The 13951-nt window shown below is 43.0% G+C and carries 13 protein-coding genes and 1 riboswitch; of the genes, 9 read left to right on the top strand and 4 right to left on the bottom strand.

Going from position 1 to position 13951, the window contains the following annotated elements; all coding sequences use genetic code 11:
* Nucleotides 1-6 precede the first annotated feature (6 nt).
* From clpP to J7E35_RS21535, 5 genes are all read left to right on the top strand, one after another.
* Complete coding sequence (gene clpP / locus J7E35_RS21555; RefSeq protein WP_214783967.1) at nucleotides 7-588, top strand: ATP-dependent Clp endopeptidase proteolytic subunit ClpP; 582 nt, start codon at nucleotides 7-9, stop codon at nucleotides 586-588.
* Nucleotides 589-937: 349 nt separating this feature from the next.
* Nucleotides 938-2119, top strand: a complete 1182-nt coding sequence (locus J7E35_RS21550; RefSeq protein ID WP_214783964.1) for an LL-diaminopimelate aminotransferase — start codon at nucleotides 938-940, stop codon at nucleotides 2117-2119.
* A gap of 82 nt (nucleotides 2120-2201) precedes the next feature.
* A riboswitch (SAM riboswitch) is annotated at nucleotides 2202-2307 on the top strand.
* 142 nt (nucleotides 2308-2449) lie between these two features.
* Nucleotides 2450-3499 carry an LLM class flavin-dependent oxidoreductase gene (locus J7E35_RS21545; RefSeq protein WP_214783961.1) on the top strand — a complete coding sequence of 350 codons (1050 nt, stop codon included), beginning with the start codon at nucleotides 2450-2452 and terminating at the stop codon, nucleotides 3497-3499.
* Nucleotides 3500-3529: 30 nt separating this feature from the next.
* Nucleotides 3530-4483: an ATP-grasp domain-containing protein gene (locus tag J7E35_RS21540; RefSeq protein WP_214783959.1), complete on the top strand. Its 954-nt coding sequence runs from the start codon at nucleotides 3530-3532 to the stop codon at nucleotides 4481-4483.
* 207 nt (nucleotides 4484-4690) lie between these two features.
* Nucleotides 4691-5233, top strand: coding sequence for a hypothetical protein (locus J7E35_RS21535; protein WP_214783956.1), 543 nt, complete (start codon nucleotides 4691-4693; stop codon nucleotides 5231-5233).
* Nucleotides 5234-5287: 54 nt separating this feature from the next.
* Here the strand turns inward: J7E35_RS21535 and J7E35_RS21530 are convergent, their stop codons facing one another.
* Nucleotides 5288-6136: a DUF2785 domain-containing protein gene (locus J7E35_RS21530; protein ID WP_214783953.1), complete on the bottom strand. Its 849-nt coding sequence runs from the start codon at nucleotides 6134-6136 to the stop codon at nucleotides 5288-5290.
* A gap of 220 nt (nucleotides 6137-6356) precedes the next feature.
* Here J7E35_RS21530 and J7E35_RS21525 point away from each other — a divergent pair, with 220 nt between their 5' ends.
* Nucleotides 6357-6548 carry a hypothetical protein gene (locus J7E35_RS21525; protein WP_214783950.1) on the top strand — a complete coding sequence of 64 codons (192 nt, stop codon included), beginning with the start codon at nucleotides 6357-6359 and terminating at the stop codon, nucleotides 6546-6548.
* Between the two features lie 89 nt (nucleotides 6549-6637).
* On the opposite strand, the gene J7E35_RS21520 is transcribed toward J7E35_RS21525, so the two are convergent.
* Nucleotides 6638-8059 carry a vWA domain-containing protein gene (locus tag J7E35_RS21520; RefSeq protein WP_353050391.1) on the bottom strand — a complete coding sequence of 474 codons (1422 nt, stop codon included), beginning with the start codon at nucleotides 8057-8059 and terminating at the stop codon, nucleotides 6638-6640.
* A 195-nt stretch (nucleotides 8060-8254) separates the two neighbouring features.
* Nucleotides 8255-9004, bottom strand: coding sequence for a YqcI/YcgG family protein (locus J7E35_RS21515; protein ID WP_214783947.1), 750 nt, complete (start codon nucleotides 9002-9004; stop codon nucleotides 8255-8257).
* A 370-nt stretch (nucleotides 9005-9374) separates the two neighbouring features.
* Between J7E35_RS21515 and J7E35_RS21510 the strand changes: the two genes are divergently transcribed.
* Together J7E35_RS21510 and J7E35_RS21505 are read left to right on the top strand one after the other, a co-directional pair.
* The gene (locus J7E35_RS21510; protein ID WP_214783944.1) at nucleotides 9375-9947 is read left to right on the top strand and encodes a hypothetical protein; all 573 of its coding nucleotides are present in this window, start codon (nucleotides 9375-9377) and stop codon (nucleotides 9945-9947) included.
* 107 nt (nucleotides 9948-10054) lie between these two features.
* Nucleotides 10055-10444 carry a thiol-disulfide oxidoreductase DCC family protein gene (locus J7E35_RS21505; RefSeq protein WP_214783941.1) on the top strand — a complete coding sequence of 130 codons (390 nt, stop codon included), beginning with the start codon at nucleotides 10055-10057 and terminating at the stop codon, nucleotides 10442-10444.
* A gap of 41 nt (nucleotides 10445-10485) precedes the next feature.
* Here the strand turns inward: J7E35_RS21505 and J7E35_RS21500 are convergent, their stop codons facing one another.
* Nucleotides 10486-11808 (bottom strand): DUF3238 domain-containing protein, encoded by a 1323-nt coding sequence (locus J7E35_RS21500; protein WP_214783938.1) that lies wholly within the window; start codon nucleotides 11806-11808, stop codon nucleotides 10486-10488.
* A gap of 239 nt (nucleotides 11809-12047) precedes the next feature.
* Between J7E35_RS21500 and J7E35_RS21495 the strand changes: the two genes are divergently transcribed.
* Nucleotides 12048-12977, top strand: a complete 930-nt coding sequence (locus J7E35_RS21495; RefSeq protein ID WP_214783935.1) for a DMT family transporter — start codon at nucleotides 12048-12050, stop codon at nucleotides 12975-12977.
* Nucleotides 12978-13951 lie beyond the last annotated feature (974 nt).

Raw genomic sequence — 13951 nt, 5'->3', positions numbered from 1 at the left:
ACCAAAGTGAGTACAATTCCTTATGTCATAGAACAATCCAACCGTGGAGAGCGTTCATACGATATTTATTCAAGGCTTTTAAAAGACAGGATCATCATGCTTGGAGATGAAATCAATGACCAGGTGGCAAACAGCGTTATTGCTCAGCTTCTGTTTCTTGAAGCAGATAATCCTGAAAAGGATATCTCCATCTATATTAATAGTCCTGGAGGTTCAACCACAGCAGGCTTCGCTATTTTTGATACGATGGAATACATCAAGCCCGATATCAGCACAATCTGTATCGGAATGGCCGCATCGTTTGGAGCCATGCTGCTGCTTGCCGGTACAAAAGGGAAACGATTTGCATTGCCAAACAGTGAAATCATGATTCATCAGCCGCTGGGCGGTGCAAGGGGCCAGGCGACGGAGATTGAGATCTCAGCCAAAAGAATCCTTAAGCTGCGTGATCATGTGAACAAGATTATATCCGAGAGAACAGGCCAGCCAGTGGAAAAAATCGCAAAGGATACAGACAGGGATTATTTCATGAGTGCCCACGAAGCACTCGAATATGGGATTATCGACAAAATCATCACACGAGAATAGTGGAGAGCTGCCCTGGGCAGCTCTTTTTGTGTTTTAACATCGATATTCGCTAATCTAACCTATCCGGTTACCCGAAATCCCAACTGGTATTAAATTGTTGGTAACAGGTATTAAAAGGCTTTCAATCAATGTTAAAAAAAATCAAACTGACATTAAAAATCGCCACCAACTGGAATTATCCGCAATAAAAGCTTAATCAGTTGCAAGTTAAGGTGGATAGCAGCTCATATTATTTTTTTCTAGAACTGATCAAACGAAAATGCTATAATCGAATTTATATTTTAAAAATTCAGATGAATCAACCTCGACGAAAACATCATGAATGAATGAACAGTAAAGGGGAATGTCCATGAAAATCTACGGATCAGAAAAGATTAGAAAAATGACATCCAGTATTTTTCAGGAAGTGGTTGACCGTAAGCAGGCGGCCTTGATGAACGGGAAAGATGTGATCGACCTGAGTATTGGAAGCCCGGATTTTGGACCGCCTTCTTTTGTCATGGAGGAGCTTGCTAAATATTCGATGAATCCAGGGAAATATGGGTACACGCTTAAGGGAATCAGTGAATTTAACGAGGCGGTAAAATACTTTTACCATCAGCGTTATTCGGTTGAACTGGAAGCTGCAAGTGAAGTCCTGCAGCTGATGGGCTCGCAGGATGGGCTTGCGCATCTTGCTACAGCAATCATTGATCCTGGTGATTTTGTACTTGTTCCAGATCCAGGTTACCCGATCTATGAAGCGAGTGTTACCATCGCAGGCGGAACTATTTATCCTATGCCTTTGCTGGAGGAGAATCAATTCCTGCCGCAGCTTAATGAGATTCCTCTTGAAATTTTACAAAAAACAAAAATGATGATCTTGAGCTATCCTGGAAATCCTGTCACTGCTCTTGCGGACACCAGCTTTTTTGTACAGGTGATCGAATTCGCCAAAGTACATAATATCCTAGTCGTACATGACTTTGCCTATTCTGAATTGATTTACGATCATAACCCGCAAATCAGTTTCTTATCCGTTCCTGGTGCAAAGGAAGTTGGAGTAGAGTTCAATTCACTCTCAAAGACTTTCAATATGGCAGGCTGCCGTATTGGATATGTAGCAGGAAATTCACAGGTCATCGATATTCTTGCTTCCTTTAAATCACATATCGATTACGGCATCTTTTACCCAATCCAAAAAGCAGCGATTGCCGCACTTACTTCTGATTATTCTTTCCTGAAGAATCAGCTAAAGCAGTATGAAGCACGGCGGGATGCTTTGGTTTCTGGTTTTCGGGACAGCGGATGGGAAGTGGCTAATTCTCCGGCAACGATGTTTGTGTGGGCTAAAATTCCTGCCGGCTGGAAATCCCGTGATTTTGCCTTCAAGCTAATTGAGGAAGAAGGGATTGCCGTCGTTCCTGGTGATGCTTTTGGCAAACAAGGCGAAGGGTATGTCAGGATCGCTATGGTTCAGCCTCCAGAAAGACTAATAGAGGCATCTCGGAGGGTAAATAAATTTCTGTCAGGATTTCCGATAGAAATATAAAAATATTTCGATAAACGAATTGACTTTTGTTTGAATTTAGAATATTATCACTTTATTAAACTAAAATTTAATACATGATGTCTTCTTATCAAGAGAGGTGGAGGGAAAGGCCCTGCGAAACCTCGGCAACAGGTTCTGAAAGAATACTGTGCCAATTCCTGCGGACAATTTTGTCTGAAAGATGAGAAGAGAGTATTCTATGGCTCTCTTCTTAAAGAAGGGAGCTTTTTGTGTTTAGGAGGCTTAATTTTAAGTCTCTAATGTTTTTCCTATAAAACCAACTTATCGGGTTGGTTAAGTTGAGTTTAAATGAGCAGAGGAGAGATGATGATGAAGTATGGATTTTGGCTGCCGATATTTGGCGGATGGCTAAGGAATGTAGAGGATGAAAACATGCCGCCTACCTTTGATTATGCAAAGCAGGTGATTCAGTCAGCAGAAGAATGGGGCTACTCAACTACTTTGATCGCCGAATTGTATCTTAATGATATCAAAGGCCCGGAGCATGACTCCCTAGAAGCCTGGACAACAGCTGCTGCTTTGGCTTCTGTGACTGAAAAAATCGAGATCATGGCTGCTGTTAGGCCGGGTTTCCACAATCCTGCAATCACAGCAAAGATGGCGGCAAACATAGACCAAATCAGCAACGGGCGATTTACCCTCAATGTCGTTTCTGCCTGGTGGGAGGAAGAAGCGCGTCAGTACGGCGGGATCTTTACCGAACATGATGAAAGATATGAGCGGACTACGGAGTTCATTGATGTACTCAAGGGACTATGGAGTGAAGATAGCTTCTCTTATGAAGGGAAGTTTTATCAGCTGAAGGATACGAAGCTGTTCCCGAAACCAGTCCAGCGGCCAAATCCGATTCTTTATGCCGGAGGGGAAAGTCCAAAGGGAAAACAGACTATTGTTGAAAAATGCGATGCCTATGTCATGCATGGCGGAACAGTAGAAGAAATTGAACAGAAAATAACAGATATGAAAGACCGCAGAGCTGCCACGTCAAATCCAGGACTGTCAGAGTTCGGAATGGCTGCCTATGTCATTTGCCGCGATACTGAAGAAGAAGCATTTGCAGAATTGGAACGGATCACGACTGTAAAAGAATCAAGTGCCTATGCGGGCTTTAAGGACTTTACAAGCAAATCCCAGCTTGAACAGCAAATTCAGCTCCAGGATTACTCGGTATCAAACCGTGGACTGAGGCCAAATTTAGTAGGGACACCAGAACAAATCGCCGAGCGGATATTGCAGTATGAAGATGCCGGTTTAGGATTGCTATTACTGCAATTCTCTCCGCAGCTCGAAGAAATGGAACGTTTCGCAAAACAAGTAATGCCGCTTGTTGAGGCAAAAAGAAAGCAAGCGATTGTATAATCTACGTTAAACTAAGGGGAGGAAGAAATAATGAGCAAAGTATACATCATACATGAAAATAGTGAATGGACCATTCATTTAACTAAGAGGCTTGAGGAGCTGGGGATTCCTTTTGAGGAATGGCATCTGGACGAAGGCCTGCTGGATTTATCGAAGGAACCGCCAGAAGGTATTTTTTACAGCAGGATGAGCGCTTCCTCTCACACAAGAGGCCATCGCTTCGCCCCTGAATATACAGCGCAGGTTCTATCGTGGCTGGAGAACAACGGCAGGAAGGTATACAACGGATCCCGGGCGCTGGAACTGGAAGTAAGCAAGGTCAAGCAATACCTCGAGCTGGCCAAGCAGGGAGTAGAAACTCCGAGGACAATTGCGACTGTCGGGAAAAAACAGCTATTGGATGCTGCGAAGGAATTTGACGGGAAGGCATTTATCACGAAGCATAATCGAGCAGGAAAAGGTCTTGGGGTCCAGCTGTTTCAATCAATCGAAGCACTGAAGGCATATGTTGACGGACCTTCTTTTGAAGAACCGGTAGATGGTGTGACACTGATTCAGGAATATATCCAGTCCCCGGAGAGCTATATTACCAGATGCGAGTTTGTCGGCGGCCAGTTTGTTTATGCAGTGAAAGTCGATACTTCGGAAGGTTTTGAATTATGCCCGGCTGATGCATGCCAGATTGGAGACCTGTTCTGCCCGGTAGGTGAAGAGGTTGAAGAAAAGCCGAAATTCCAGGTAATTGAAGGCTTTAATGATCCCATTATTGAAAAATATAAAAGAGTACTTGAATCAAATAAAATTCATGTTGCCGGAATTGAATTCATCAGAAACGAGGCAGGGGAAATCTTCACTTACGATATCAATACAAATACGAACTACAATTCCGATGCAGAGGCAAAGGCAGGAAAATTTGGCATGCTTGAGCTGGCAAAGTTTTTAAGAGAAAAGCTGGCTGCCGAGTACGGGGCTGTGACAAGATAAGCAGGGATTCCCCTGCTTTTTTGTTTTTTCTGAGGTAAAATATGATAATCTATCTTGATTGGAAGTATCTTCAGTGTCCTGGCGGTGGGCTTTGGAGCAAACGTTTGGAACAATAAGAAAGAATGTTTGTTTAGTTTTTGAGTATTTGGGTAAATTTTGAAACTTTTCCAACGTTCTTCCGTATTAAAAGGTAAAGGGGGAGAAAAAATGAAAAAGTTATCATTTATTCCTATAATCCTAATACTATTGCTTTTCGGCTGCCAGCAAAAACAAAATGGAGCGCTCGATACTAGTAAACTCGAGAAAGTGGAACAAACCGGGAATGCCACCGAGGAACAGTTGAAAAGAATACCGATCTTATATAATGTACCATCCTTGAAAGTAGGCTTAGATGCATTGCCATTTGAAGTATACCCGCCTAAGGAACTTCCTTTTGACGCTATGCCGCTGAAAATGACGATTGAGGATTTCAAGCACGATGGGAAAGAGTTAAGAGTCGATTTTATGAGTGTTTCAAAAAACAAAGAAGATAACATCATTCTTATGATTTCTATCCATAACTTTAAAGTGGAATACGCCGAGTCGTTAGGGGATGAAGTTCAAATAACTGAAGGAGTCGCAGGGTACTATAACGGAACTCTTTCTTTTGAAAAGGATGGGGTCTATTATAATATTGGTTACAACAATCCGAATATTTCCGAAGAGCAGATTAAGAAAGACACCATTTCATTGGCCAAACAAATGTTATAAGTATGAAAAGAACGCAAAGCACCTTTGCGTTCTTTTTAGTCGCCAAAAATTTCTTTATACTGTGACTTGAGATTTTAAAATACGTTCAATCTCCTGTCTTGTATTCATCCCGGTGTTTAAAAACAGCAGCCGGAAGTAAAGCGATTTTATGAATTGATTTACATTCGTGTTCATCCGGAAGAAGTAAGGGGTATACCCAGCTGTATTTTTAATATCCATTACTTTGTTTGATAGATTCACAATCCACTCTTTTAATAGATGTTCATTCATCCCCTTTTCTAATAGGGCAATCACCGCATAGATAAGACGCTCATCTTCTTCATCGATATAAGCTGTTTCTTTTAGGATGCAACCGCCGATTGTATTAAGGCATTCGCTTGCTAAAGATAAGTCAAATAATGGGTGCTTAATAGCCTCAGCCAAAAGGTCAGCTCCGTGTGCTATAGAATGGGCCCAGCCTTTTTCCTCGACGTATCCTCGAGTATCTTCTTCTTCTTTTAAATAAAGAATGCTGCTCTCTATGGCTTTAAGGGCTAATTCTTCCGAAAGAAATCGTTCTTCACGGTCCCTGTCTAAAATAAGCGCAATCACAAGGGTAGAAAATGCTCTCGTGAATACCGAATCATCGTCTGTCAGATCAATGCCTTTATATAAGTGGTTTTTGCCAAGACAGGTTTCGATTAAGTATGTCATTTGTTGATGATTTAAATAATTATCTTTCGTTAAATAATAAAATGAAGTGTAAATCAATTTATCCCTTAGTACGGGGTCAGTAGAACCGATATGCTCAACCATTTGTTGAATAAGATGATTAAGATCCTTGCTCTTAACAGTTTCAGGTTTTTGAAAATCTAATTTTGTCAGTTCTGACTTTAATTGCTCAGCATGCATAAAACTTCTCATCCTCCCCAGTGGGCTCATAGTGATTTTAGCATATTTTACCTGTTGGAAATATACATACAATCAAAATTTCAAGAGTATTTCTTTCTAATTCAACGCAAACTACCTTTAGGTGATAAAGATGAAAAAAATACTCTATTTTGTAATTTGGGTCTTCTGCATTATTCTACTGGCGTTCGCGTATGAGGATTATCTCTATTCAAATTTTAAGGTGGATTCTGCAGTGGGAATTGTTGAAGATAAAGGGATCAGTATAGCAACCAGGAATATTTATGGGAATTTTGCAGAGGAACGGCAATACTGGATCAAATTGAACGGAGAAAAAATGGTTGTGAACAAATCTGTTTATGACGGTGCACAACAATACAAGAAAATCAAACTAATGATTACTAACCATGGTGTGGTGAGAGAATAGAAACTCTTGCTGGACAAAGTATAAGTCGAAACAAAGGGCCCTCTATCTGAGGGCCCTTTGTTTAAAATGTACAATTAAAACGAGGCGCATTACCACGTATCGCCGCGCTCTTTTTTCAGTTCTTTCATTTTCTCCACCCAGTCGTCGACTCTTTGCCTGATTTCCTTGCTTTCGGTCTCTGCTTTTTCACGATTGGTTTTGCTCATGGCGTAATGGAGTTCTTTCATGGCTTCACTGCGTTCAAAGCCCCAATCTCTTAACTCGGAATATTGTTCATCGCTGATCCAGCCTTTCTCGGACATGATGGCGGCTGCGTCGATGATCCGATGTGCTTCCTTTCTTCCAACGGTCCAAAGTTCAAGAGGGTACTTTTCTGCGACTTTGTATTCTGCGACCATATCCCATCCATCTGGCGCCATTGTAAATGCAAATGCCAGGTCGAGGGTGGAAGGGAGCCACTCGTATTGGATTGTATTTTTCAATTCCTCAGGGTTGTCAGCCTTGAAGTATTCTCCGTTTCCGGCTTCAGCAACTGCCTTCAACTGATTCTCTGTTCCACCATCTACATCGAATCCGATGATGTTCACTGTAGTTTCAGCATTCTTGGCCACCAGATCCTTGCTGGCCCCGACGGGATTGCCATCACAGGTTTCGGCTCCATCACTGACAATGTAAATCGTTGTATTGCCGTCATAGCTGCTGCTCATCTTTGCGGCCTTTTGGATGGCACCTGCAAGTGGAGTCCAGCCTTTGCTATCAAATGAATCGACCGCTCCGTGGAAAACTTCTTTTTCGTATTTGCCCATAGGATATACTTCTTCAATTCCTGAGCAGGAAGCTCCTTTATCGGCATCTGAATCGGAGCCTTTATGACCGTACACTAGCAGTGAAACCTCACTGGACTGGCCAATCGTCTTGGCGAAGCTTTTTACCGCGTCTTTTGCGATTTCCATTTTGATACGGCCATCTGTTTGTTGAAGCATACTTGAGCTTGCATCAAGAAGGATGATCGCTTTATCAGAAGCCTTCGTTTCCTCTTCTTCACTTACAGACTTTGTCGGGTCTGGCAGGAAAGGCTCTTCGAAATGCGGTTCATAAGCTTTAGCATTTTCGATAATCTGTTTATAATGTGGACTGGCTAGCAGGGAAACGAGTCCCTTTTTAATTGTCTCCAAGTCAGCTGCGCCATTGGCGAGTTCTTCGAGTTTCGCCGGCAGTTGATTTTTTAGCTCGGAGTCTAATTCAGGTGTATTGAAACCAATGTCTTCTATGTCCTTTTCATAGGTCAGGTCGCCCATCATCGAGCCGGGCTCCAGGTCCATCAGGCTTTCCTCTGTAACCTCTATACTTATATTCTTCAAATGTTCAGATTTAATCTGCATTGTTACTTCCTTTTTAACAACTTCCTTAGCCGGTTGTTCGGCTCCGACTTCTTCATCCGGTTCATCACTCCTGCACGCAGAAAGAACGAGTGACGTGAATATCAAGAAAAACAGCGAATACCGTTTCACAAAAATCCTCCTCATCAAGTTTTCGCCTATGTAAAAAACATCTTCATAGAGTTTACCATGATTAGCAATGAGATTTGAAGTAATTTCCATGATATAGAGTGATTGTGAGTAAAAAGTCCAGCAGTGACAAAGAATACGGCTGAAATCATTAGCCAGTTGAATGAACAATAAAGCGCAGGAGCCAGCTTTCTGCGCTTATTTATCGATGCCAAGGAATCTAAGCACCCTATGGTATGGGCATTTTGATAAAGAAGTATCATCATCCCGGAGGAAGTACTGCCGCCATTCAAAATTATCCTCAGCTCCGTATGTGTTCAGGTCTGGGTGAATCGCAATGCTGTCATATTTCGCAAGCCGTTCTCTCACCTGGGCCTTAATTCTCCCTGCATAACTTTGTGACTTATTAAATTCCTGCAGAACCCAGCGCGGAGTAATCGCAAGCATCATCACGTCAAAATGCCTGCTTTTCCGGTTTTTGTGTGCAGGGGTAGCACAATACATAAAATATTTCTCGCCACTGAAGCAAAATTCCCAAATAGGATCATGTGGGTCAGTAGGAATATCCTCTGGCCAATCAAATTCATCCAGTGTGCTTAGACCACTTAAATGATTCCAGAATAATTGTTCAAATTCTTCAACGGATTCATTCTTCATTGATTCAGGTGTCTCATAAAAAATAACCAAAGAAGTATAATTTCCTATCTCCTTTGAATGCTTTGTATAGCTTGTCAGTAAGCTGGCAAGTTCGTTAATCGTTGTTTCCATTCCTGGATTGCCAACAAATCCATATCGCAGCTGATTCATCGAAAATCCAATCGTTGCCGGGATGCATGGGAAGGGCTTTTCTTTATCGCTCATTTTAACGAAGAATTTTTCAAGTGCCTGCTTTTCCCACTCCTGCAGATCTCCCAGCGGTGAGGAACCATGTGTATACAAGCCAGTCATCACAGTCACCTCCCATAGCTTCTACACTATATTCAAAGCAAGGAGAATAGGATAGATGTCCCGGGGCAAATGGGCAGTCACCCAGAATTCACAAGCGTTATTCCTGGCCATAATGTTTATGCATCGGTTAAAAATATCATAGTAAAGGTCTGTTCAAGATTCTTTAATACCATTTAAAGTTCATCGGCTATTTTTTGGAATAAAAAGGGGATTGTTAGCATCGAGTTTGCGATTGTCCATGAAAAAATAATACATGAAATACTTCTTCAGGAATACATGTTAGAGATGGATCCAATTTGATTCCTTTACAAAGAGGATGTTTGAAGCCTTTCTTAGACAAAATCGATGATTTAAGCAGGGGGATATGCTTGTGGGTTTAATCAATTTATTTCAAAAAGAGCATCAAGCCATTCCTGGACATCGTTCCAAGAATGTCAAGCTGATCACCGGTAGCCTGCTGGGGGCGATTGCGGCGATTCTTCAATCAGCAGGATTATTCGGAGGACTTGGTTATGCTTTCAGCATTGCAGCTACAGGTCCTATTGTTCTGGCGACTGTCATTTCGGCCCGCATTGGTTTTCTCACTTATGTGGTCACTGCCATGCTATTAATTTTCCTCCAGCCGTCAGAAGTGCTTATCTTTGTATTTACGACAGGATTGCTTGGCGTCTCGCTGGGTACCGGATTTAAACTGGCAAAAAATCAAACCTCAGTTACAATCACTGGAGGGCTTTCCCTGGCATCTGGAATCTTAACCTTGCTGTACTTGTTCCAGTTTCCGGTGTTGGGTCCTGCGATCTCGAGCAAAATAAGTGTTAGTGTTACGATAGGAGTTATTGTTTTTAGTCTGTTGTACAGCTTTATTTGGATGCGCCTCAGTTTGGCAGGGATGAAATACTTAAACAGGCTCATGGTCAGAAGTAGCGTACTGGAGAAGAATTAACCAGAGATAAATCCTGAGAAAATTCTGAAGCGTTGTTTTATCTTCCTCAAAAAGGATAAATGGTACAATAGAGATATCACTCAATCTCAATTGAGGAGGGATGAAGCATGCAGCCTGTTATCTTATTCGATGGTGTATGCAACTTTTGTGATGCCAGTGTCCAATTTATCCTCGACCGTGACGACAAAGAGCTGTTCCGTTTCGCATCGCTCCAGAGTGATGCAGGACAGGAATTGCTGAAGAAACATAATGTGCCTGATGATGTGGACAGCATGATTCTGATCGAGAATGGGAAGGTTTATTATAAATCGTCCGCTGCACTGCGGATCAGTCGCCATTTGCGCGGAGCATGGAAGCTGCTTTATGTGTTTATGATCGTTCCAGCGCCAATCAGGAATATTGTATATGATCTCATTGCCAAAAACCGATTCAAATGGTTCGGCCAGAAGGACAGCTGTATGCTGCCTCCGCCTAATGTGCGAAAGAGATTTTTATAAGAGAAAAAACGGAAAAGCTGGCAGTCAGCTTTTCCGTTTTTTTAGTTAGTGAAAGTAGAGTAGCGCCAGTAATGATTGGCCATTGGTTCTGCCATCATTTCGAGACCTTTGCTGTGAGCCTGGTGGATGACATGCCACTCATCTGTGCCTGGTTCCTTAAGATATACCTCATGCTCAGGCGCCTGATCGTGGATTCCGACAAGGTCATATTCGTTGTCATTATAAAAGGTTCCGCAAACATGGTAGTCAATGGCAGGGGAGACCACGAGCGGATTGCTGACAGAATGGTTCAGGTGAAACTTGACTCTGTCATCGTCTGTAAGAACCTTTTCCAATTGAATTCCTTCGTCAGAAGCGCTCGCGGTTTCTATAGGTTCCTGTTCACTGTTAAATGCTTCTGTTTTCCCGGTAGCCTTGCTAAGAAGGGCAGATGGATTTTCAGTGTCGATAAATACGTCGCCTCTGGTCCTGAATTCAGAGGACTCAGGATCGAATAAGCGGTGGTCGCCTTTGAAAACCTGCTCCTGTGATGCGGCATTTGGATTTTTAAGCCATTCTTCTTTTAAAAAAGTTGTGTACCTAAACTGCCAGTTTCCTGGTTTAAGCTTTCTTTCCTGCGGGGATTTCAGCAATTCCTGTATTGGTCCAATCCTTTTTGTGATAGTAAATTCCTCATCAGCAGCCATTTCAGTGGAAGAATCTTTCTTGATTGCCCCCACCGCATTGGCGATAACCGATTTCAGCTCCCACTTTACCTGTTCGGAACGCTGCATAGGCCGTCTGGCTTCAATCCTGTAAATATAATTCTCGTGATCATCAATCCCTTTATCGATAAAAGCACAGGAAGTCATTGTTTCCAGCTTTACGCCATTCCTGAAAATACTATACTCTGTAACACCCTCGATCGGTTCCCATTCAAAACTGATTTGACCAGGAGTAACTATTGTTGTTATGAGCAAATCCTCAAGAATATTCTCTCTTTCCCTGAAATCAACTGCTGTAGTTGTTTGGATTCGCATTCTGTCCAATACATTGTCTTGGTCATCAAGGGTTTCTATACAGTAGGTGTAAAGGGTTCCTGGAACAAGGTTTTGGTCCACCAGCTTTGGCTCCAATCCTTCGTATACGAGTTCATTACCTCTAAATACACGATAAGGCCTGTTCATACCCTTCCATTCAAGCTTGATATGTTTAGAGTCCTGCTCAATATTTTTAAGCATCCTTGAGTGGGAAAAAGCGGCAGTCTTGCGCCGGCGATTCCATTTGACAGCATAGAGTGTCCCGGCAATTCCTAGAGCAGCAATCGGTAATATCTTGCCAGTCCGATATTGTTTTAAAGTTTGCAATTGGGTCTGACTATTCATTCATCCACCACCTTGAGTTTTTTATTATTTACCCAAAGTAATGACATTCTAATAGAGTGTCTGTCGATTATGGACTGGTAAAATAAGGTGCAGCAACTCTAGTTTGGATGGCTATTTATGAATGGCATTTGTTTTTTTATGGTAAGATAATATTTAATGAGATAGACGGTGCCCGGAAAGGTAGATTTCCGGTCTTGTAGATTTATATATATTTCAAGTCAAAGACAGGAGCGGTGGCAATGGTACGTTTAAAAGGAATACTCATGATTGTCATTGGAGCCATGCTCTGGGGAATGACGGGGTCGATCACGGAGTGGGTGCTTGCTAATACTGAATTATCAGTTCCTTTTATTCTGACAATCCGGATGATGATTGCCGGAAGCAGTATCCTGGCGTTCCTGGCAATCAAAAAAGAAGATATTTTCACAGTGGCAAAAACGCCATACTGGCGGAATCAGCTAATCGTATTCAGCATTCTTGGAATGGTCGGGTTGCAGTATACTTTTACCATGGCCATTGAAGCAAGCAATGCTGTCGTAGCAACCTTGCTGCAATTCTCCTCTCCAATCTTTGTTGTACTCTATGTCTCTTTTAATCATAAAAAATGGCCGCCGCGCTATCAGATGCTGGGGATAGCTGGTACATTGGCCGGGCTGTTTCTGTTATTGACGAACGGTTCCATTAGCAGTCTGCTAGTCAGTCCTGCTGCGTTGCTATGGGGAATAGCGGTTGGGCTGACATTTGCTTTCTATACCCTTTACCCGGCTCGCTTAATGAAGGAATGGAGCGTACTGGTGATTGTAGGCTGGAGTATGCTGTTTGGCGGAATTGTCCTGGGAATAATGAACCGGGTTTGGATGAGCAATGAATGGCTCATCTTGGCTCAGCCGAAGATGATTTTTATCATGGCCATCTTGATTTTCTTTGGCACATTGGCCTTCCTGCTATTCTTAGGCAGCATGAACTATATTACTGCAGTTGAAACTAGCATTCTATCAAGTGTTGAGCCTTTAACGGTTATGGTCATTTCAGTGATATGGTTTGATACGATGCTCCAAAGCGTCCAGCTAATGGGAGCAATGATCATGCTCATCTTCGTGACCTGGCTGTCGATCGGCGATAAGAAAGTGTCAGTTGAAGGACAAGTTGTTAAGCAAAATAATAGTTAAGGACTAGAGCCGCCAATTTGGGCGGCTTTGTTTTTATTGGGCGTGTTAAATTTCTATGTAGGTTAGACTTCGGACAAGTTTAGAGGAAACCGGTGGAGGTTTGTCTGAACCCAGGGCGACTTCAGACAAAATCGCAGGAAACCGCCGGACTTTTGTCCGAACCTGAGGCAACTTCGGACAAAATCGGAGGAAACCGCCGGACTTTTGTCTGAACCCAAGGCAACTTCGGACAAAATCGGAGCAAGTCAAAGGGAATTTGTCCGAACCCAAGGCAACTTCGGACAAAATCAACGGAAGCCGCCGGACTTTTGTCCGAACCCGTGGCAACTTCGGACAAAATCGGAGGAAACCGCCGGACTTTTGTCTGAACCCCGGGCAACTTCGGACAAAATCAGAGGAAACCGCCGGATTTTTGTCCGAACTCCAGGCTACTTCGGACAAAATCAGAGGAAACCGCCGGACTTTTGTCTGAACCCAAGGCAACTTCAGACAAAATCGGAGGAAACCGCCGGACTTTTGTCTGAACCCCGGGCAACTTCGGACAAAACCGGAGCAAGTCAAAGGGAATTTGTCCGAACTCAAGGCAACTTCGGACAAAATCGGAGGAAACCGCCGGACTTTTGTCCGAACCCCGGGCAACTTCGGACAAAACTAAAGGAAACCGCCGGACTTTTGTCTGAGCCCAAGGCAACTTCGGACAAAACCAGAGGAAGCCGCCGGACTTTTGTCCGAACCCAAGGCAACTTCGGACAAAATCGGAGGAAACCGCCGGACTTTTGTCTAAACCCCGGGCAACTTCGGACAAAATCGGAGCAAGTCAAAGGGAATTTGTCCGAACCCAAGGCAACTTCGGACAAAATCGGAGGAAACCGCCGGACTTTTGTCCGAACCCCGGGCAACTTCGGACAAAATCGGAGCAAGTCAAAGGGAATTTGTCCGAACCCAAGGCAACTTCGGATTAAGTCCATATAATT

It is taken from the genome of Bacillus sp. ISL-45 (assembly GCF_018613195.1).
Taxonomy (GTDB): domain Bacteria; phylum Bacillota; class Bacilli; order Bacillales; family Cytobacillaceae; genus Mesobacillus.
This window is presented reverse-complemented; position numbering and strand designations above follow the sequence as displayed.